General features: G+C 64.3%; 19 protein-coding genes. 3 read left to right on the top strand and 16 right to left on the bottom strand.

What is annotated here, in order from left to right; all coding sequences use genetic code 11:
* Window positions 1-10: 10 nt before the first annotated feature.
* The 16 genes from cysM to gyrA form a co-directional block, all read right to left on the bottom strand.
* Window positions 11-913 carry a cysteine synthase CysM gene (gene cysM, locus NX784_RS20220; protein WP_258818487.1) on the bottom strand — a complete coding sequence of 301 codons (903 nt, stop codon included), beginning with the start codon at window positions 911-913 and terminating at the stop codon, window positions 11-13.
* A 146-nt stretch (window positions 914-1,059) separates the two neighbouring features.
* Window positions 1,060-1,461, bottom strand: coding sequence for a ComEA family DNA-binding protein (locus tag NX784_RS20215; protein WP_258818486.1), 402 nt, complete (start codon window positions 1,459-1,461; stop codon window positions 1,060-1,062).
* 112 nt (window positions 1,462-1,573) lie between these two features.
* A complete protein-coding gene (gene rfaE1, locus NX784_RS20210) occupies window positions 1,574-2,575 on the bottom strand; it encodes a D-glycero-beta-D-manno-heptose-7-phosphate kinase (protein ID WP_258818485.1) in 1,002 nt (333 codons plus the stop codon).
* A 7-nt stretch (window positions 2,576-2,582) separates the two neighbouring features.
* Window positions 2,583-3,953, bottom strand: a complete 1,371-nt coding sequence (locus NX784_RS20205) for a UDP-glucose dehydrogenase family protein (protein ID WP_258818484.1) — start codon at window positions 3,951-3,953, stop codon at window positions 2,583-2,585.
* Between the two features lie 15 nt (window positions 3,954-3,968).
* Complete coding sequence (gene lapB, locus NX784_RS20200) at window positions 3,969-5,144, bottom strand: lipopolysaccharide assembly protein LapB (protein ID WP_258818483.1); 1,176 nt, start codon at window positions 5,142-5,144, stop codon at window positions 3,969-3,971.
* 32 nt (window positions 5,145-5,176) lie between these two features.
* Entirely contained in the window at window positions 5,177-5,479 is a 303-nt protein-coding gene (locus tag NX784_RS20195; RefSeq protein WP_258818482.1) for a LapA family protein, read from the bottom strand.
* 206 nt (window positions 5,480-5,685) lie between these two features.
* Entirely contained in the window at window positions 5,686-5,991 is a 306-nt protein-coding gene (locus NX784_RS20190) for an integration host factor subunit beta (RefSeq protein ID WP_075795246.1), read from the bottom strand.
* A 33-nt stretch (window positions 5,992-6,024) separates the two neighbouring features.
* The gene (rpsA, locus tag NX784_RS20185) at window positions 6,025-7,731 is read right to left on the bottom strand and encodes a 30S ribosomal protein S1 (protein ID WP_082548402.1); all 1,707 of its coding nucleotides are present in this window, start codon (window positions 7,729-7,731) and stop codon (window positions 6,025-6,027) included.
* Between the two features lie 151 nt (window positions 7,732-7,882).
* A complete protein-coding gene (cmk, locus tag NX784_RS20180; RefSeq protein WP_258818481.1) occupies window positions 7,883-8,545 on the bottom strand; it encodes a (d)CMP kinase in 663 nt (220 codons plus the stop codon).
* A gap of 198 nt (window positions 8,546-8,743) precedes the next feature.
* Complete coding sequence (aroA, locus tag NX784_RS20175; RefSeq protein ID WP_258818480.1) at window positions 8,744-10,075, bottom strand: 3-phosphoshikimate 1-carboxyvinyltransferase; 1,332 nt, start codon at window positions 10,073-10,075, stop codon at window positions 8,744-8,746.
* The gene (locus NX784_RS20170) at window positions 10,072-10,980 is read right to left on the bottom strand and encodes a prephenate dehydrogenase (protein ID WP_258818479.1); all 909 of its coding nucleotides are present in this window, start codon (window positions 10,978-10,980) and stop codon (window positions 10,072-10,074) included. Before NX784_RS20170 ends, aroA begins: the two co-directional genes overlap by 4 nt.
* The gene (hisC, locus tag NX784_RS20165) at window positions 10,980-12,083 is read right to left on the bottom strand and encodes a histidinol-phosphate transaminase (RefSeq protein WP_258818478.1); all 1,104 of its coding nucleotides are present in this window, start codon (window positions 12,081-12,083) and stop codon (window positions 10,980-10,982) included. Before hisC ends, NX784_RS20170 begins: the two co-directional genes overlap by 1 nt.
* A gap of 38 nt (window positions 12,084-12,121) precedes the next feature.
* Entirely contained in the window at window positions 12,122-13,192 is a 1,071-nt protein-coding gene (pheA, locus tag NX784_RS20160; RefSeq protein ID WP_258818477.1) for a prephenate dehydratase, read from the bottom strand.
* 138 nt (window positions 13,193-13,330) lie between these two features.
* Window positions 13,331-14,419: a 3-phosphoserine/phosphohydroxythreonine transaminase gene (gene serC, locus NX784_RS20155; protein WP_258818476.1), complete on the bottom strand. Its 1,089-nt coding sequence runs from the start codon at window positions 14,417-14,419 to the stop codon at window positions 13,331-13,333.
* A 10-nt stretch (window positions 14,420-14,429) separates the two neighbouring features.
* On the bottom strand, window positions 14,430-14,984 hold the full coding sequence (locus NX784_RS28965) for a DUF2059 domain-containing protein (protein WP_258818475.1): 555 nt from the start codon (window positions 14,982-14,984) through the stop codon (window positions 14,430-14,432).
* A 277-nt stretch (window positions 14,985-15,261) separates the two neighbouring features.
* Window positions 15,262-17,877: a DNA gyrase subunit A gene (gene gyrA, locus NX784_RS20145; RefSeq protein WP_258818474.1), complete on the bottom strand. Its 2,616-nt coding sequence runs from the start codon at window positions 17,875-17,877 to the stop codon at window positions 15,262-15,264.
* Window positions 17,878-18,272: 395 nt separating this feature from the next.
* On the opposite strand from gyrA, the gene ompA reads away from it, so the two are divergent.
* The 3 genes from ompA to NX784_RS20130 all read left to right on the top strand — a co-directional run bounded on the left by ompA (window position 18,273) and on the right by NX784_RS20130 (window position 20,540).
* On the top strand, window positions 18,273-18,986 hold the full coding sequence (gene ompA, locus NX784_RS20140; RefSeq protein WP_307736055.1) for an outer membrane protein OmpA: 714 nt from the start codon (window positions 18,273-18,275) through the stop codon (window positions 18,984-18,986).
* Window positions 18,987-19,122: 136 nt separating this feature from the next.
* Window positions 19,123-19,830 carry a bifunctional 2-polyprenyl-6-hydroxyphenol methylase/3-demethylubiquinol 3-O-methyltransferase UbiG gene (gene ubiG / locus NX784_RS20135; RefSeq protein ID WP_258818473.1) on the top strand — a complete coding sequence of 236 codons (708 nt, stop codon included), beginning with the start codon at window positions 19,123-19,125 and terminating at the stop codon, window positions 19,828-19,830.
* Between the two features lie 11 nt (window positions 19,831-19,841).
* Window positions 19,842-20,540, top strand: coding sequence for an HAD family hydrolase (locus tag NX784_RS20130; protein ID WP_258818472.1), 699 nt, complete (start codon window positions 19,842-19,844; stop codon window positions 20,538-20,540).
* Window positions 20,541-20,696: the final 156 nt, after the last annotated feature.

The following is a 20,696-nucleotide window of genomic DNA, read 5'->3' as shown; positions in this document are numbered from 1 at the left end:
CGGGCACGATTCAAGCGGGGAACACGCCCGTCGACAAATAACGATCGCCGCGGTCGCAGACGATGAACACGATCGTCGCATTCTCGACCGTCTGCGAAATGCGTAACGCGATTTCGCAGGCGCCGGCCGCGGAAATACCGCAGAAAATGCCCTCTTCGGCCGCCAGGCGGCGCGCCATCTGTTCAGCCGCGGCCTGCGTCACGTTTTCCACCTGGTCGATGCGCGACTTGTCGAAGATCTTCGGCAGGTACGCTTCCGGCCACTTGCGGATGCCGGGGATCGACGATCCCTCTTCCGGCTGCGCGCCGACGATCCGGATGCCCTCGTTCTTCTCCTTCAGGTAGCGCGACACGCCCATGATCGTGCCGGTCGTGCCCATCGCGCTGACGAAGTGCGTGACGCGGCCTTCCGTGTCGCGCCAGATTTCCGGCCCGGTCGTCTCGTAGTGGGCGCGCGGATTGTCCTGGTTGCCGAACTGGTCGAGGATGATGCCCTGGCCGTCGCGCTGCATCTGCTCGGCCAGGTCGCGCGCGTATTCCATGCCGCCCGTCTTCGGCGTCAGGATGATCTGGGCGCCGTACGCTGCCATGCTCTGGCGGCGCTCCACCGACAGGTTGTCCGGCATCAGCAGCACCATCTTGTAGCCGCGGATCGCGGCCGCCATCGCCAGCGCGATGCCCGTGTTGCCGCTCGTCGCTTCGATCAGCGTGTCGCCCGGCTTGATCTGACCGCGCGCCTCGGCGCCGCGCAGCATCGACATCGCGGCGCGGTCCTTCACGGAGCCCGCCGGGTTGTTGCCTTCGAGCTTGCCGAGGATGATGTTGTTGCGGGCCGCCGCTTCCGGCCCGGGGATGCGCACCAGTTGCACCAGCGGGGTATTGCCGATCGTGTCTTCGATGGTCTTGTATGCCATTGCCTACTCTTTTGCGAACGCGAAAGCGCCATTCTAATCCGAGTTGGAACACCGCGTATGGGGCTGGACCGGTGTCGGCAATAAAATACTTTTGTACAAAACAAAAACCCCGCACGCGGCGGGGTTCGGATCGTGCAAGGCGCCGGTCAGCTGGCCGACTTGCCCGCCTCCGGCTTGGCCTTCATGTCGGCCGGTTTGGCGCCCATCTTGGCCGGCTTGGCGGCCTTCATGTCGGTCTTGTCGGCCTTGGGTGCCGTTGCCGTCATCGGTGCGCCTTCCTTCGACTGGCCATTCACCTGCAGGCCGGCTTTCGACAGCTGGGTCGCGCGCTTGTCGGCGACGCCTTTCACGCGTTTCTGGAAATCGGCCCAGTCCTTGAACGGACCGGCCTTGGTGCGCTCGTCGATGATCGTCTTCGACATGGCCGGGCCGACGCCCTTGACCGAGTCCAGCGCGGCGGCATCGGCCTTGTTGACGTCGACCTGGGCGAACGCAAAGCCCATCGAGGCCACCAGCGTGGCGACTGCAAGCAACAGCTTCTTGATCATCTCGTTTCTCCGTTATCTTTGGGTGGCTGCCTGGGATGGCCGCCTGGTGCCATAACGGATGGGAGCGGCATTGCGTTGACGACGTGATTTGTGTCGACGCAATGCCCGATGATCACGCGTGGCCGTCCTCCTTGCGCCGCTGGGCGAACAACTCGTCGCGGGTGACGGTGGCCGTGCCCAGCTTGCCGACGACGATGCCGCCCGCGCGGTTCGCCGTCGCCAGCGCTTCCGGCAGCGGCGCGCCCGCGCCCAGCATGGCGGCCATCGTCGCGATGACGGTGTCGCCGGCGCCCGAGACATCGAACACCTCGCGCGCGTCCGCGTGGACGTGCAGCACCTCGTTCGCCGTGTACAGGCTCATGCCCTCTTCCGAGCGGGTGAGCAGCAGCGCTTCCAGGCCGAGATCCTCGCGGAGCTTCTGGGCCTTTTCCGTCAGCTGCTCTTCCGTCTTCCAGCTGCCGACGATGCGCTTGAGTTCCGACTTGTTCGGCGTGAGCATCGTGGCGCCCGCATACGGCGTGAAATCGTCGCCCTTCGGATCGACCATGACGGTCTTGCCGGCCGCGCGCGCGGCGCGGATCATCTCGGCCACGTTCACGAGGCTGCCCTTGTTGTAGTCGGACAGGATGATCACGTCGTAGTCGGGCAGCAGCGCCTTGAATTGCGTGAGCTTGTCGCGCAGGATCGTTTCCGTGGGCGCCTCTTCGAAGTCGATGCGCACCATCTGCTGCTGGCGTCCGATGACGCGCAGCTTGATGATGGTGGAGATCGCCTCGTCGCGCTTCAGATAGCTGTGGATGCTGGATTCGCGCAGGATCTTCTCGACCTGGTCGCCGGCTTCGTCGGCACCGACGACACCCAGCAGGCCGCAATGCGTGCCGAGGGCCGCCGCGTTGCGGGCCACGTTGGCGGCACCGCCCAGGCGCTCCTCGCGGCGCTCGATGCGCACGACGGGCACCGGCGCTTCTGGAGAGATGCGCGACACGTCGCCGAACCAGTAGCGGTCGAGCATGACGTCGCCCACGACGAGCAGGCGCACGCTGTCCAGCTTCGGGGCTTCGGCGTGGCGGTAGCTGTCGGTCGGCAGCAGGCGGCTTGGAATCGTACCGGTCATGCGCGCCTCACTTGCCCGTCAAAACGGAACGGCCGATGCCGTGATATTCGATGCCCAGGCCCGTCATCAGCGGCGGCTCGAACAGGTTGCGGCCATCGATGATCACCGGGTGCTTCAGGCGCGCCTTGATCTGTTCGAAGTCGGGGCTGCGGAACGCCTTCCACTCGGTCACGATCACGAGGGCTTCCGCACCATCCAGCGTGTCCATCGGCGTCGCCTTGAAGGCGACGCGCGCCAGCTGGTCGGCGGAGAGGTCGAGCGCCAGCACGCGCTGCGCTTCTTCCATCGCGACGGGATCGTGCACGGCGACACTGGCGCCCCGCTCGATCAATTCCTTCAGCAGCACGCGCGACGGCGCCTCGCGCATGTCGTCCGTGTTCGGCTTGAATGCGAGGCCCCAGACGGCGAATTTCATGCCCGTCAGGTCTTCGCCGAAGCGCTGCACGACCTTGCGGCCCAGCACCTGCTTCTGGCGGTCGTTGACGGCTTCCACGGCGCGCAGAATGAGCAGTTCCTGGTCGTACTGGCGTGCCGTGCGCTCGAGCGCCTGCACGTCTTTCGGGAAGCACGAGCCGCCGTAGCCGGCGCCCGCGTACAGGAAGCTGTGGCCGATGCGCGGGTCGGAACCGATGCCGTGGCGGACGGCTTCGATGTCGGCGCCCACCTGGTCGGCCAGGTTCGCCAGTTCGTTCATGAACGAGATGCGCGTCGCGAGCATCGCGTTGGCGGCGTACTTCGTGAACTCGGCCGAGCGCACGTCCATCCAGTACACGCGCTCGTGGTTGCGGTTGAACGGCGCGTACAGCAGCTTCATGACGTCGCGCGCGCGCAGGCCCGCGGGGGTGTCGTCGGTGCCGATCACGATGCGGTCCGGGCGCATGAAGTCTTCGACGGCAGCGCCTTCCTTCAGGAACTCGGGGTTCGACACGACGGCGAATTCCATGCTCCCCTCGCCGCGCGCATGGAGTTCCTCACGCACTGCCGCCGCGACGCGATCGGCCGTGCCGACCGGCACCGTGGACTTGTCGACGATGACCTTGTAGCCGGTCATGTGGCGGCCGATGTTGCGGGCGGCGGCCAGCACGTATTGCAGGTCGGCGGAACCATCTTCGTCCGGCGGCGTGCCGACGGCGATGAATTGCAGCTGGCCGTGCGCGACGCTGGCCGCGACGTCCGTCGAGAACTGCAGGCGGCCAGCCGCGCGGTTGCGCGCGACGACTTCTTCCAGGCCCGGTTCGTGGATAGGGATGCCGCCGTTGTTCAGCAGGTCGATCTTGCGTTGGTCGACGTCGAGACAAAAGACGTCGTTGCCGAGTTCCGCCAGGCAGGCGCCCGTGACGAGGCCGACATAGCCGGTGCCGATAATCGTAATCTTCATGGTCAGTTTCTAAGCTTAGTTCATCACATTCAGTTCTTCGGTGCGGCGCGGTGGGTAAGTCTCCCATTTGCTGCACCCCGGGCATTGCCAGTAATACTGACGCGCCTTGAAGCCGCAGTGGCTGCACTGGTAGCGCGCCAGCTTCTGCGTATAGCCGTGCACCAGGTTCTTCACCATCGACAGCTCTTCCCACACGTTGGCCGGCGCGTCCATCAGGCGCGCTTCCAGCAGCTTGTCGAGGCCCAGCAACGTCGGGTTGCGGCGCAGTTCTTCGACCACCAGCTGTTTGGCAGCCTCCACGCCGTTGAGTTCAATGACGGCCTTGAAGACGACCTCGATCAGATCAATCGACGACGCTTCTTCGAGATAGGAGCGCAGCAGGTTCACGCCTTCCTGCGGGCGGCCGACGGCGCGGTAGCCATCCATCAGGCGCGTCGCGACGAGGGCCGCGTGCGGCACGCTTTGCTGCTCCACGCGGCGCCACGTCTTCAGCGCGCCTTCGATGTCGCCTTCGGCCTTGAGGGCGTCGCCGCACAACATCGTCGCGCGCACGCTCTTGCGGTCGGTCTGCAGGGCCTTGTCCAGCAGCGACTTCGCTTCGTCAGAGTGCATGTGCACGAGGGCGTCCTGCGCCAGTTCGCAATAGAACTGGGCGATTTCCTTGTGGTACGCGCCGGCGCCCGATTCCATCAGGCCCTCGGCGGCGGCGATCGCGCGGCGCCATTCCTTCTCGCGCTGGAAGATCTCCAGCAGCGCGCGCCGCGCCTGCACGCCGTACGGCGTGTCGACGAGCAGGTTGAACGTTTCCTCGGCGCGGTCCAGCAGGCCCGCTTTCAGGTAGTCCATGCCAAGTTCGTACTGCGCGTGCACCTGCTGCTCGATCGGCAGGTCCGGGCGCGACAGCAGGTTCTGGTGGACGCGAATCGCCCGCTCCGTCTCGCCGCGGCGGCGGAACAGGTTACCCAGCGCGAAGTGCATGTCGGCCGTCTCCGGGTCGAGCTTGACGATCTCGATGAACGCGTCGATGGCCTTGTCCGGCTGCTCGTTGAGGAGGAAGTTCAGGCCCTTGAAATAGCCGCGCGGGAGGCTGCGCGATTCGGAGACGAGTTGCTTGATGTCGACGCGGGCGGCGATCCAGCCGAGGGCAAAAAAGACGGGGATGCCGAGCAGCCACCAGATTTCAAATTCCATATGTTGTTCTTATTGATGATCTTGTATTACGTTCAGCGCGGCGTGACGCCATCCGGCTGCGGCGCGTTGGCGGCGGTGCCGGCCGCGCTCTGCAGGGCCTGGATCGTGTGCTTGTGCCGCGAGCTTTCGCGGCGGTGGCGGAACACGGTCGGCGTTACGGCCAGGATGCCGAGGAAAGCGCCGGCGATGAAGAACGCCAGCAGCATCAGCACCAGCGGCCCCCGCACCTCGTAGTTCAGGAAGAAGTGCAGGTCGACCTGGTGCGTGTTCTTCAAGGCGAAGCTGAAGAACAGGACGAACAGCAGGCAACCGACGATGGTGGAGACGAGTTTCATCAGCAGGTCCCGAGTGGAAAGACGGCAAAGGCGCAGTGTCGCATATTTGAAACGATATTCCTAGAACGGCCGGCCCGGCCGTTGTGCGCGTGCGGCGTGATTATACGTGGGTTGCCCGGATGGCATCCGGGCTGCAATGCGTCGTTACATTTATCAAAAAAAACGGCGCCCTCGCGGACGCCGTTTTTGAATCTGTCGCAGACGAATCAGTCTTCGATGATCGGCTGCCCGACCATCGCATCCACCCGCTCGCGCAACTGCTTGCCCGGTTTGAAGTGGGGCACCCGTTTTTCGGGCACCATCACCTTGTCGCCGGACTTCGGGTTGCGGCCGATGCGAGGCGGCCGGCTGTTCAGGGCAAAGCTGCCGAAACCGCGGATCTCGATGCGCTGGCCGCTCGAGAGAGCATTGGTCATCGCGTCGAGAATGGTCTTGACGGCAAACTCGGCGTCTTTTGCCACCAGCTGAGAATAGCGCTCGGCCAGGCGGTTGATCAGCTCGGACTTGGTCATCTGCTTAGCTTCCGAAAAGGATTGAACCTTTGCTTAGTTCTTGTTGTCGAACTTGGCCTTCAGCAGAGCGCCCAGCGACGTGGTGCCGGTTGCTGCGCTGTTGTCCGAAGCCAGCTTCTGCATGGCTTCCTGGGTTTCGGCGTTGTCCTTGGCCTTGATCGACAGCTGGATGCTGCGTGCCTTGCGGTCGATGTTGATGACCAGGGCTTCGACCTTGTCGCCCACTTTCAGGTGGGTGCCGGCATCTTCCACGCGGTCGCGGGCGATTTCCGAAGCGCGCAGGTAGCCTTCGACTTCGTCGTTCAGCGCGATCACGGCGCCTTTCGGCTCAACCGACTTCACGGTGCCGGTGACCAGGGTGCCCTTGTCGTTCAGCGAAGCGAAGTTGTTGAACGGGTCGCCTTCCAGCTGCTTGACGCCCAGCGAGACACGCTCGCGCTCGACGTCGATCGCCAGCACGACGGCTTCCAGCTCGTCGCCCTTCTTGAAGCGACGGACGGCTTCTTCGCCGGCTTCCGTCCACGACAGGTCGGACAGGTGCACCAGACCGTCGATGTTGCCCGGCAGGCCGATGAACACGCCGAAGTCGGTGATCGACTTGATCAGACCTTTGACCTTGTCGCCCTTCTTGTGAGTCATGCCGAAATCGTCCCACGGATTCGCCTTGCACTGCTTCATGCCCAGCGAGATACGGCGACGCTCTTCGTCGATTTCCAGAACCATGACTTCGACTTCGTCGCCCAGCTGGACAACCTTGTTCGGGGCCACGTTCTTGTTGGTCCAGTCCATTTCCGAGACGTGCACCAGGCCTTCGATGCCCTGCTCGACTTCCACGAACGCACCGTAGTCGGTCAGGTTCGTGACCTTGCCGAACAGGCGGGTGCCTTGCGGGTAGCGACGCGACAGGCCGGTCCACGGATCGTCGCCCAGTTGCTTGACGCCCAGCGAGACGCGGTTCTTTTCTTGATCGTACTTGAGGACCTTGGCGGTGATCTCTTGACCAACCGACAGGACTTCCGACGGGTGACGCACACGACGCCATGCCAGGTCGGTGATGTGCAGCAGGCCGTCGATGCCGCCCAGGTCGACGAACGCACCGTAGTCGGTGATGTTCTTGACGACGCCGGTCACGACCGTGCCTTCTTTCAGCGTTTCCATCAGCTTCGCACGCTCTTCGCCCATCGATGCTTCGATGACGGCGCGACGCGACAGCACGACGTTGTTACGCTTGCGATCCAGCTTGATGACCTTGAATTCCAGGGTTTTGCCCTCGAACGGGGTCGTGTCCTTGACCGGACGGGTGTCGACCAGCGAACCCGGCAGGAATGCGCGGATGCCGTTGGTCAGGACGGTCAGGCCGCCTTTGACTTTACCGTTGACGGTACCGGTGACGATCTCGCCCGATTCCATTGCTTTTTCCAGAGCCAGCCACGAAGCCAGGCGCTTGGCCTTGTCGCGCGACAGGATGGTATCGCCGAAACCGTTTTCCAGCGATTCGATGGCCACGGAAACGAAGTCACCCACGTTGACTTCCAGTTCGCCCTGGTCATTCTTGAATTCTTCGATGGGGATGAAAGCTTCCGACTTCAGGCCGGCGTTGACGATCACGAAGTTGTGATCCAGACGCACGACTTCGGCGGAGATGACTTCGCCCGAACGCATGTCTTGACGGGCCAGCGACTCTTCGAAGAGTGCTGCGAAGCTTTCCATACCGGTATCTTGATTTGCTGCAGTAGCCATAAGTTTTGAGATGTTAGCCAGCAGACCGGCCATATGCGATCTGAACTGGGTCAAGTTGAACCACACCCGCGGCAACACGCCCCGGGCACCAAAAACGCGCCGTTCGCACGGCGCGCGCTGCATCCCCTCGACGACGGGGACTTATTCTTGTTCAGGGGTGTGCGTACCAGGCCAGCACCTGTTCGACGGCTTCGTCCGCCGTCATCTGCGAGGTATCGAGGATACGCGCCCCTTCGGCCGGCATCAGCGGTGCCACGGCGCGCTGCGTATCGCGCGCGTCGCGGGACTGCAAATCCGCCAGCAGATCGTCCATATTAGCAGAAAATCCTTTGCCAATCAATTGCTTATATCTGCGTTGCGCACGTGCCTCAACACTTGCTGTCAGGAACACCTTCAGCTGTGCGCTGGGAAAGATCACGGTGCCCATGTCGCGCCCGTCGGCCACGAGGCCCGGCGTCTGGCGGAAGCTGAGCTGCAAGCCGTACAACGCCTGGCGCACGCCGGGCAGCGCCGCGATCTTCGACGCCGTGTTGCCGACTTCTTCCTCGCGGATGGCGTTGCTCACCTCTTCCGTGCCGAGGTAGACGTGGCCGCCGTGGAAGCGGATGGTCAGGTGTTCGGCGACCTTGGCGAGCGCATGCTCGTCGCGCAGGTCGGTACCGCGGCGCAGCGCGGACAAGGCGGTCAGGCGGTACAGGGCGCCGGAATCCAGCAGGTGGAAACCCAGCCGGTCGGCGACCTTGTGGGCCACCGTGCCTTTGCCCGAGGCGGTCGGGCCGTCAATCGTAATGACGGGAATGTTCGTGTTCGGCATTGTGAATCTTTATTTGATGCGATTTGCACAGTGTACATGGACGCGTGGACGGCAGAGCCGTCCACCCTACCCGTCACCGCAACGTGGCCTGCGCGCTCTCGGCAAACGCGGGCTGGGCGTTATCCCTGAACGTCGAGCGTGGGGTGGACGGGTTCCCCGTCCACGCGTTCAACCAACGTATGACACCGAGCAACCCGTTCAGGATAAATCGTGTTGAGCGATCCCGGAAAACGTTTCGAAATAATCGGGGAACGTCTTGGCCACGCACTTGGGATCGTTGATGCGCATGGCGTTGCCGCGCCGCGCCGCGCCATCGAGCGACGCCAGCGAGAAGCACATCGCCATCCGGTGGTCGTCGTAGGTGTCGATCGTCGCCGGCGACAGCGTCTCCGGCGGCGTCACGCGGATGTAGTCCGGGCCCTCCTCCACCGTCGCGCCAACCTTGCGCAGCTCCGTCGCCATCGCGGCCAGGCGGTCCGTCTCCTTCACGCGCCAGCTGGCGATGTTGCGCAAGGTGCTCGTGCCATCCGCGTACAGCGCGGCGACGGCGATCGTCATCGCGGCGTCCGGGATGTGGTTGAAGTCCGCGTCGATCGCTTTCAACACGCCGTTCGACGTCGCTTCGATCCAGTTGTCGCCCTTCGTGATCGTCGCGCCCATCAGCGCCAGCGCATCGGCGAAGCGCACGTCGCCCTGGATCGAGTCCTTGCCGACGCCTTCCACGCGCACGGGACCGCCCGCGATGGCGCCCGCGGCCAGGAAGTACGACGCGGACGACGCATCGCCCTCGACGTGGATGCTGCCCGGGCTGCGATAGGTCTGGCCCGGCTGCACGGTGAACGAGGCCCAGCCGTCCTGGCCGACCGTCACGCCGAAGCGGCGCATCAGGTTCAAGGTGATCTCGATGTAGGGCTTGGAAATCAGCTCGCCGACGACCTCGATCGTCACGGGGTGCGACACGGCCATCAGCGGCGCAGCCATCAACAGCGCGGTGAGGAACTGGCTCGACACGTTGCCGCGCACGGCGATGCGGTCCGGCTGCACCTTGCCCGCGCGGATGTGCAGCGGCGGATAGCCCGGATTGCCCGTGTATTCGATGCTGGCGCCGACGGCGTTCAGCGCGTCGACGAGGTCGCCGATCGGACGCTCGTGCATGCGCTCGACGCCGTGCAACGTGTAGTCGCCGCCGATCACGGCCAGCGCCGCCGTCAGCGGACGGATCGCGGTACCGGCATTCCCCATGAACAGGTCGGCCTGCGCAACAGGCAGCTTGCCGCCGGCGCCGTGCACGACGTGCGTGCGCTCGTCCTTCTGTTCCCACTGGATGCCGAGTTTGCGCAGCGCGTCCAGCATGACGGTGGTGTCGTCCGACGCGAGCAGGTCGTGGATCGTGGTCGTCCCTTCGGACAGCGCGGCCAGCAGCAAGGTGCGGTTCGAGATGCTCTTCGAGCCCGGCAGGCGTACGGTGCCTTGCACGCGCATCACGGGTTCGAGGTCGATATGCTGCGGATAGATTTTAGCTTGTGTCATTTTCCAGATTCCTGATCGGGTGCCGGCGGTTTTTCCGCGGCCTCGATCGCTTCGATCCACGCGCGGCGGGCGCGCTGGGCGTTGGCGTACGTCGCCTCCAGCGCGGCCCCGTCGTTGGCGGCGAGCCGCGCGCGAAGGTGTGTCAATTGAGCGAGATACGCGTCCAGTTCGCCGAGCAGCGCGTCGCGGTTCGCGAGGGTGATGTCGCGCCACATTTCCGGAGAACTCCCGGCGATGCGGGTGAAGTCGCGGAAGCCGCTGGCGGCGTACTGGAACAGCAGGTCCGCGTGCGGCTTGCCCGCGATGTCGTCGACGAGCGCGTACGCGAGCAGGTGCGGCAAGTGGCTGACGGCCGCGAACACCTTGTCGTGTTCTTCCGCCGTGAGCTGGTGGATCACGGCGCCGCACGTGCGCCACGCGGCGGCCACCTTGTCGATGGCCTCCGGTGTATTTTCCGGCAGCGGCGCCAGCACCGTCTTCTTGCCGCGGTACAGGTCGGGGATCGCCGCGTCCGGGCCGTTCGATTCGCGGCCGGCGATCGGGTGGCCCGGCACGAATTGCGCGATCTTGTCACCCAGCGCCGCGCGCGCGGCCACCACGACGTCGGACTTGGTGCTGCCCGCGTCCGTGACGATCGTCTGCGGCTCCAGGTAAGGCAGCAGCGACGACAAGATCGGCCCCGTCTGCGCGACGGGCGCCGCCAGCAGCACGAGGTCCGCGCCGCGCAGCGCATCCTGCGGCGACGATGCCGCTTCGTCGATGATCCCGAGCTCGCGCGCACGCGCCAGCGCCTGCGCGGAGCGCCCGAGGCCCACGACGTGGCCGACGGCGCCGGCCGCCTTCAGCCCCAGCGCGAACGAGCCGCCAATGAGGCCGACGCCGACGATGACGACTTTCGTGAACATCAGCCGAGGGCCTTCTTCAAGGCCTCAACGAAGCGCGCATTTTCTTCCGGCAGGCCGATCGAGATGCGCAGCCACTGCGGCAGGCCGTACGCGCCGACCGGACGCACGATCACGCCCTGCTTCAGCAGCGCGACGTTCACGCGCGCGCCGGCGTCATCGTCCTCGCCCACTTTCACGAGCACGAAGTTGCCGTGCGACGGCACGTATTCGAGGCCGAGTTCTTCGAACGCTTGGGTCAATTGCTGGTAGCCGGCGCGGTTGTTTTCGAAGCCCTTCTGCAGGAATGCTTTATCGTTCAGCGCCGCGATGGCGGCGGCCTGCGCGAGCGAATTCACGTTGAACGGCTGGCGGATGCGGTTCATCAGGTCCGTCACGGCCGGCTGTGCGATGGCGAAACCGACGCGCAGGCCAGCGAGCCCATAGGCCTTCGAGAACGTGCGCGAGACGATCAGGTTCGGGTATTTGCGCACCCACTGCGTCGACTCGAACTGGTCCTTCGGTTCCAGGTATTCGTTGTACGCCTCGTCCAGCACGACGACGACGGACGACGGCACCTTGGCGAGGAACGCTTCGATCTCCGCTGCCGGGATGAACGTGCCCGTCGGGTTGTTCGGGTTGGCGATGTAGACGAGGCGGGTGTCCGGGTCGATGGCATCGGCCATCGCGTCGAGGTCGTGGCCGTAGGCCTTCGCCGGCACCACGATGCCGCGCGCACCGACGCCTTGCGTCGCCAGCGCGTACACGGCAAACGAGTACTGCGAGTAGACGACGGCCTGGCCCTTCTGCACGAATGCGTGGGCGGCGATCTCGAGGATGTCGTTGGAGCCGTTGCCGAGCGTGATCCAGTCGGCCGGCACGTCGTAGCGCTTGGCCAGCGCGGCCTTCAGCTCGAAGCCGTTGGCGTCCGGGTAGCGTCCGAGTTCCGCCGCGGCGGCGGCCATTGCGGCCTTCGCCGATTCGGGCACGCCGAACGGGTTTTCGTTGGACGCCAGTTTCACGATATTGGCTTCATCGAGGCCGAACTCGCGGGCGACTTCGGAAATGGGTTTGCCGGCCTGGTAAGGGGCGATGGCGCGGACGTAATCGGGACCGAATTGCGACATGGGATTCTCTTGGCTGAACGTGTGGATGGATTCGTGACTCACAGGCCGACGGGGTACGACCCCAGCACCTTGAAGAAGGCGGCGTTGTCCTTGAGTTCTTCGAGCGCGCGGCCGACGGCGGCATCGCCGATGTGGCCCTCGACGTCGACGTAGAAGTAGTACTCCCACGTGCCGATGCGCGCGGGGCGCGATTCGAAGCGCGTCATCGACACGCCGTGTTTCGCGAGCGGCGCGAGCAGGCTGTAGACGGCGCCGGCCTTGTTCGGCACCGCGAGCACGATCGACGTGCGGTCCTTGCCCGACGGGCCCGTGGCCTGGCTGCCGATGATCAGGAAGCGCGTGCGGTTGTGCGGGTCGTCCTGGATGTGCGCCTGCACGACGCCCAGCTTGTACTGCTCGCCCGCCATCTCGCTGGCGATCGCGGCGACGGTCGGATCCTGGCTCGCCAGCACCGCGGCTTCCGCGTTCGACGCGACGGCGCGCCGCTCGATGCCCGGATGATGCAGGTTGAGCCATACCTGGCATTGCGCAAGTGCCTGCGAATGGGCACAGACGACCTTCACGCCGTCCATCGTGCCCGTCTTCGTCATAAGGCTGTGGTGCACGGGGATCGACACTTCGCCGCTGATGATGGTCGTCGTCGCGAGCATCAGGTCGAGCGTGCGGTTGATGGCGCCCTCGGACGAGTTCTCGACGGGGACGACGCCGTAGTCGGCGGTGCCGGCCTCCGTGGCGCGGAACACTTCGTCGATCGACACGCACGGCAGTCCTTCGACGGCGCTGCCGAACTGCTGGAACACGGCCTGTTCGCTGAACGTGCCGGTGGGGCCGAGGAAGGCGACCGTCACGCGCTTTTCCAGCGCGCGGCACGACGACATGATCTCGCGGAAGATGGTCTGCACGTCCTGGTTCTTCAGCGGGCCCGGGTTGCGCTCGGCCACGCCGCGCAGCACCTGCGCTTCGCGTTCGGGGCGGAACACGGGAGCGTTCGTCTCGGCCTTCACGTGGCCGACTTCCTGCGCGACCTTGCCGCGCCGGGAGAGGAGTTCGAGGATTTGCGCGTCGATCGCATCGATCTGTTCGCGCAGGGGTTTGAGTTTGTCTGTCATTGTCTGCTCATTGGGTACCGTTCACGGTAGGGTGGACGGCTCGGCCGTCCACGCGTTCATGTGGCGCGAAACCGGACGCGCGGCATGCATGTGCCGGTTGGACGCGTGGACGGGGGACCCGTCCACCCTACGGCCGGGCTAACGGCCCGCGAACTCGTTCAAATAATCGACCAGGGCTTGCACACCCTCGATCGGCATCGCGTTGTAGATCGATGCCCGCATACCGCCGACGGACTTGTGGCCCTTCAGTTGCAGCAGGCCGCGCGCTTTGGCGCCGGCCAGGAATTGTTCGTTCAACGACTCATCGCGCAGGTAGAACGGTACGTTCATGCGCGAGCGATATTCGGGCGCCACACGATTCTGGTAGAAGTCGTCGGCGTCCAGCGCCGCGTACAGCAGGCGCGCTTTTTCGATGTTGCGGCGTTCCATCTCGGCCACGCCGCCCAGTTTTTTCAGGTGCGCGAACACGAGGCCCGCGATATAGATCGCATACGTCGGCGGCGTGTTCAGCATCGAGTCCGCCTCGGCCACGGCGCGCCAGTTGAACACGCCCGGGCAGATCGGCAGCGCGTGGTCGAGGAGGTCGTCGCGCACGATCGTGATCGTCAGGCCCGCCGGGCCGATGTTCTTCTGCGCGCCGGCGAAGATCACGCCGTACTTCGACACGTCGATCTGGCGCGACAGGATGTGCGACGACATGTCGACGACGAGCGGCGTATCGCCCTGCACCGTCGGCACGTAATCGATCTCGACGCCGTCGATGGTCTCGTTCGTGCACACGTGCAGGTACGCGGCGTCCGCGCTGAGCTTCCACGTTTCCTGCGGCGGCACCGTCGTGAAGTGGCTCGCCTCGCCCGACGCCGCGACGTTCACGTTCGCGTAGCGGCGCGCTTCCTTCAGCGACTTGCCGGACCACGAACCCGTGTGGACGAAGTCGATCGTCGCCGGCTGGGGTTTGCGGCCCAGCATGTTCAGCGGGATGATGGCGTTCTGGCCAAGGCCCCCGCCCTGCATGAACAAGACCTTGTAGTTCGCGGGTACGCCCAGCAGTTCGCGGAAATCGGCCTCGGCCTGCTTCGCGATCGAAATGAATTCGGGGCCGCGATGGCTCATTTCCATCACGGACATGCCGCTACCGTGCCAGTCGAGCATTTCCTCGGCCGCCTGGCGCAGGACTTCCTTCGGCAGGACGGCGGGGCCGGCGGAGAAGTTGTACACGTGGGTCATCGCCTGCTCCTCACTTGCCCGTGATGCTTTGCGCAGTCTGCGCCATCATCTTCTGGATCCGCGGCATCATGATGCGGTTGCTGATCTCCATGCTGCGGCTCATCAGCGTGGGCATATTGGCCAGCATCTTCTGTCCGAGCGGCGACGCGTAAAACGCGGACAGCTGGTGGATCTCGTCCAGCGTGTAGGTTTCGGCGTATAGCGGCACCATCTCGGTCATCATCTCGTCGACGAGGCTCGGGTCGGTCAGCATCTCGTGCACTTGCGCGGTCACGGTCGGCAGGACCTTCTCCAGCTTCTTGCGCATCTCGGCTTTCTTGGCGGCGTTCAAGGTCGCATCGCCGTCGACCATCGCGTTCAGCGACGCGGCGATCTGGGTCGGCATATTCTGGTCCGCTTGCTTCAGCGACGCCAGCATCACATCACGCAGCTTCAGCGACGCCATCATCTCCTTGGTGGCGGCGACGACGGCCGGGTCGGCGGACGGCATCGACGTCGCGGCGAACGCGGCGGGAGAGCAGGTGACGACGAGGGCGGAGGCGATGGCGGCGAATGATTTCTTCACGAATATCCTTGATTGATGGCTGGTGCGGGGGCTTGCAATCCCGGCATGACAATGCGGGTTCCTCGATTTTCGCACGAAACTTGCAAAAAATCCTCAACCCTGCCATTTGCCGGGGTGACGGCGCCGAGCAGAAACTGAACGTAAGCGCCATTTCCACAGAAAAATTGTTCGAAAAAGTGCTCTGACCCCGAATTTTCGAAAAGTGCTCTGACCCCGACTTCGATAAAAAAAACCGCCGGCATTGGAACGCGCGGCGGTTTCGTGGGGCGGGCCCGGCTTATTCCGGCGCCGGCTCCAGTTCCGTTTCCTCGAGGTCCGTCTCGACGACGCGCTGCAGGCCCGACAACCGCGTGCCGTCCTCCACCGCGATCAAGGTGACGCCTTGCGTGGCGCGGCCCATCTCGCGGATCTCCGCGACGCGGGTGCGGATCAGCACGCCGCCCGTCGTGATCAACATGATCTCGTCCGTCTGGTCGACCAGCGTCGCAGCGACGACCTTGCCGTTGCGCTCGGACGTCTGGATCGCGATCATGCCCTTCGTGCCGCGGCCATGACGGGTGTACTCCGTGATCGGGGTGCGCTTGCCGAAGCCGTTCTCGGTCGCCGTCAGCACGGACTGCTGCTCGTTCTCGGCGACCAGCAGCGCGATCACGTTCTGGCCTTCTTCCAGGTTCATGCCGCGCACGCCGCGTGCCGTACGGCCCATCGGGCGCACGTCGTTCTCGTCGAAGCGCACGGCCTTGCCGGCGTCGGAGAACAGCATCACGTCGTGCTTGCCGTCCGTGAGGGCGGCGCCGATCAGGAAGTCGCCCTCGTCCAGGTCGACGGCGATGATGCCTGCCTTGCGCGGGTTCGAGAAATCGCGCAGCGGCGTCTTCTTGACGGTCCCGAGGCTCGTCGACATGAACACGTAATGGTCTTCCGGGAACGTCGAGTTCTCGCCCGACAGCGGCAGGATCACCGTGATCTTCTCGCCGTCCTGCAGCGGGAACATGTTGACGATCGGCTTGCCGCGCGAGTTGCGCGAACCCTGCGGCACTTCCCACACCTTCAGCCAGTACATCCGGCCGCGGTTGCTGAAGCACAGCATGTAGTCGTGCGTGTTGGCGATGAACAGCTGGTCGATCCAGTCCTCGTCCTTCGTCGCCATCGCCTGCTTGCCGCGGCCGCCGCGCTTCTGCGCACGGTATTCGGAAATCGGCTGCGACTTCATGTAACCCGTGTGCGACAAGGTGACCACCATGTCCTGCGGCGTGATCAGGTCTTCCGTTTCCAGGTCGGACGCGTTGTGCTCGATGGCGGAGCGGCGGGTGTCCTTGCCGTTGTCCGCGTAGTCGGATTTGATCTGCGCCATCTCGTCGACGATGATGCTCGTGACGCGCTCGGGCTTGGCCAGGATGTCGAGCAGGTCGGCGATGTGCAGCATCACTTCCTTGTACTCGTTGACGATCTTGTCCTGCTCGAGACCCGTCAGGCGCTGCAGGCGCATCTGCAGGATTTCCTGGGCCTGCTCGTCCGACAGCTTGTACAGACCGTCGGTCTGCATGCCGTAGTGCTTGGGCAAGTGCTCCGGACGGAATGCCTCGATGCCGCCGGAGGCGCCGAGCTCGGTGCGGTTCAACATCTCGCGCACGAGGGACGAATCCCACGCGCGCGCCATCAGTTCCGTCTTCGCGACGGGCGGCGTCGGCGCGGCCTTGATGATCGCGATGAAGTCGTCGATGTTCGCCAGCGCGACCGCGAGGCCTTCCAGCATGTGGCCGCGTTCGCGTGCCTTGCGCAGCTCGAACACGGTGCGGCGCGTGACCACTTCGCGGCGGTGCGACAGGAAGCACTCCAGCATCTGCTTCAGGTTCAGCAGCTTCGGCTGACCGTTGACGAGGGCCACCATGTTCATGCCGAACGTATCCTGCAGCTGCGTCTGCTTGTACAGGTTGTTCAGCACGACTTCCGGCACTTCGCCGCGCTTCAGCTCGATGACGACGCGCATGCCCGATTTGTCGGACTCGTCGCGGATGTCGGAAATGCCTTCCAGCTTCTTGTCGCGCACGTTCTCGGCGATGCGCTCCAGCAGCGATTTCTTGTTGACCTGGTATGGCAGCTCGTCGACGATGATCGCGATGCGGCCGCCGTCCTTGCCATATTCCTCGAAGTGCGTCTTGGCGCGCATCACGACGCGGCCGCGGCCGGTGCGGTAGCCGTCGCGCACGCCCGAGACGCCGTAGATGATGCCGGCCGTCGGGAAGTCCGGCGCCGGGATCAGTTCGATCAACTCGTCGATCGTGCAGTCCGGATTGCGCAGCACGTGCATCGCGCCGCTGATCACTTCCGACAGATTGTGCGGCGGGATATTCGTCGCCATGCCCACTGCGATACCGGACGAGCCGTTGATCAAGAGGTTCGGGATTTTCGTCGGCAGGACGGTCGGTTCTTTTTCCTTGCCGTCATAGTTCGGCTGGAAGTCGACGGTATCCTTGTCGATGTCGGCCAGCAGTTCGTTCGAAATCTTGTCGAGACGGCACTCGGTGTAACGCATCGCCGCGGCGGAGTCGCCGTCGATCGAGCCGAAGTTGCCCTGGCCGTCCACCAGCGTGTAGCGCAGCGAGAAGTCCTGGGCCATGCGGACCAGGGTGTCGTAGATCGACGCATCGCCGTGCGGGTGGTACTTACCCATCGTGTCGCCGACCACGCGCGCGCACTTGAGGTAAGGACGGTTCCACACGTTGTTCATCTCGTGCATCGCGTAGAGCACGCGGCGGTGCACGGGCTTCAAGCCGTCGCGCACGTCCGGCAGAGCACGGCCCACGATCACGCTCATGGCGTAATCGAGGTAGCTCTTGCGCATCTCTTCTTCCAGGGAAATTGGAACTGTTTCTTTTGCGAATTGATCCATTGTGCGGGTCGACGCCTTCAAGCTAAAAATTGGAATTCCAAGCCCATGATTTTACCACGCCGGCCCTAGCAGCAGAGCATTTTGGCCGCAAGCAAGGTTGATAGCAAAGTGGCACAATTGCCCCTCTGACACATGCCTGTCATAAACCTTCGTCAAGCTTGCATGCACTTGCCGACACCTTGTTGCGCAGAAACAACGCGACAAATACCATGCACTGCAATTGGTCAGCCACCGGTCGTGCGGATGTGGCGTATGTGGCAAAATGGCCGAGACGTTAATTGCTTGTTTCACAATGCGGAACTGACGTGCTGTCTCGAGTGTTAATATTATGCTCACGTCGTATTGCCTCAAGGCAGTTTCGCTGCTAGAAGATTTTACCGAAAGGAATAAATAAGATGAATAAATTGGCAACCCTCGTATTCGCAGCTACGGCCGCGATGGCGGGCAGCGCATCCGCGCAGAGCGCACCTCCGTATGCGCCCCTGACCACCGATATCAAGGCGCCGACGCCGTACAGCGCTTACGTGCAGGATGCCCGTGGCGTCATCGCTCGCAACCCGTTCGGCCTGTGCTGGCGTACCGGTTACTGGACCCCGGCCGACGCGGTCCCGGGCTGCGACGCGCCGCTGTGCGTGGAACCCGAGCACCTGGAGAACGGCAAGTGCGTCGCACCGCCGCCTCCGCCGCCGCCTGCCGCTCCGGCACCTGCCCCGGCTCCGGCCCCGGCACCGGCTCCGGTCCCGACCTCGGAAAAAGTGAGCTACTCGGCTGACGCCTTCTTCGACTTCGACAAGGCCGTGCTGAAGCCGGCTGGCAAGGCATCGCTGGACGACCTGGTCGGCAAGCTGAAAGACATCAACCTGGAAGTCATCATCGCCGTCGGTCACACCGACTCGGTCGGTACCGATGCGTACAACCAGAAGCTGTCCGTTCGCCGCGCACAGGCCGTCAAGGCCTACCTGCAGAGCAAGGGCGTCGAAGCAAGCCGCGTCTACACCGAAGGCAAGGGTGAGAAGCAGCCGGTCGCCGACAACAAGACCGCCGCCGGCCGTGCGAAGAACCGCCGCGTGGAAATCGAAGTCGTCGGTACCCGCAGCAACCAGCAGTAAATAATCGGCGGCTTGACGCCTGAACAACCCCGCTTCGGCGGGGTTTTTTTATGCCTGTCGGAAGTGTTTCCTCACAGGCGCTTTTTTTCGCAAACCCAGCCGTACCCGCTACCCATTTCCGCTATCATTCCGTCCTATGACTACGACGACCAATGCCGATCCGTTAGAGATCCAGAAGTTCAGTGAGCTGGCCCACCGCTGGTGGGACCCGACGTCCGAATTCCGTCCGCTGCACGACATCAACCCGTTGCGCCTGGAATGGATCAACGCGCGCGTGCCGCTGGCTGGCAAGAACGTCATCGACATCGGCTGCGGCGGCGGCATCCTGGCCGAATCCATGGCGCGCAAGGGCGCTAAGGTCACCGGCATCGACTTGTCGAAAAAAGCATTGAAAGTGGCGGACCTACACAGCCTGGAATCGGGCGTGGACGTGCGTTACAAGCTGATCGCGGCGGAAGACATGGCTGCGGAAGAACCCGGCCAGTTCGACGTCGTCACGTGCATGGAAATGCTGGAACACGTGCCGGACCCGGCCGCCATCGTGCGCGCCGCGGCGACCCTCGTCAAACCGGGCGGCCGCGTGTTCTTCTCGACGTTGAACCGCAACGTCAAATCGTACCTGTTCGCCGTCGTAGGCGCAGAATACGTGCTGCGCATGCTGCCGCGCGGCACCCACGACTACGCCAAATTCATCACGCCGGCAGAATTGTCGAATTTCGTGCGCGACGCCGGCCTCGTCGTCGACGGGCTGAAGGGCCTGACGTACAACCCGCTGACCAAGATCTACTCGCTGAACCAGGACACCGACGTCAACTACATGGTCGCCTGCAGCAAACCGCTCTGACTATTCGCCCCATGACTTTTTCTTCTGCCCTGCCGGCGCCGCGCGCCGTCCTGTTCGACCTCGACGGCACGCTGGCCGACACCGCGCCTGACCTCGCGGCCGCCGTCAACTGGATGCGCACGGAGCGCGGCCTGGAGCCCACGCCGTACGCGCTGCTGCGCCCGACCGCATCGGCTGGCGCGCGCGGCATGATCGGCGCCGCCTTCGGCCTCGCCCCGGGCGACGAGGGCTACGAAGAATTGCGCGTGCAATGGTTCGAGCGCTACCAGTCGGCGATGGCCGTGCACACGACCTTGTTCGACGGCATCGCCGACCTGCTAGATGGCATCGTGGCGGCCGGCATGAACTGGGGCATCGTCACCAACAAACCGGCGCGCTTCACCGACCCGCTCGTGCCGCAGATCGGCCTGGCGCACGCCGGCTGTGTGATCTCGGGCGACACGACGCCGCACGCGAAACCGCACCCTGCCCCGCTGCTGGAAGCGGCGCGCCGCCTGGAGCTCGACCCGGCGCACTGCTGGTACGTGGGCGACGACCTGCGCGACATCGAAGCGGGCCGCGCGGCCGGCATGGTCACCGTCGCGTGCGCGTGGGGCTATTGCGGTTCCATCGCCCCCGTCACCTGGGGTGCCGATTATCTGCTCGAGACGCCGCGCGACTTGCTGCAGTTGCTGCGGGAACTTGCGGAAGCGTCGCGCGCGGCCGCCTGAATCGGTTGCGGTCCACGCATCGCGCGCATGGGCGCGATGACTCCTTCCTCTTGATTGGCTGCCGGCTTGGTTCTGATGCTGGCAGCCATGACCTCTCTGCTGTGCCGACCGGTGCGTCGCTGATCGTGGCGGCCTTGCCGTGGTCATATGCGCCCC

It is taken from the genome of Massilia pinisoli (genome assembly GCF_024753285.1).
Lineage (GTDB): Bacteria > Pseudomonadota > Gammaproteobacteria > Burkholderiales > Burkholderiaceae_D > Telluria > Telluria pinisoli.
Note: the sequence above shows the minus strand (reverse complement) of the source record. Positions and strands in the feature narration are given on the sequence as shown.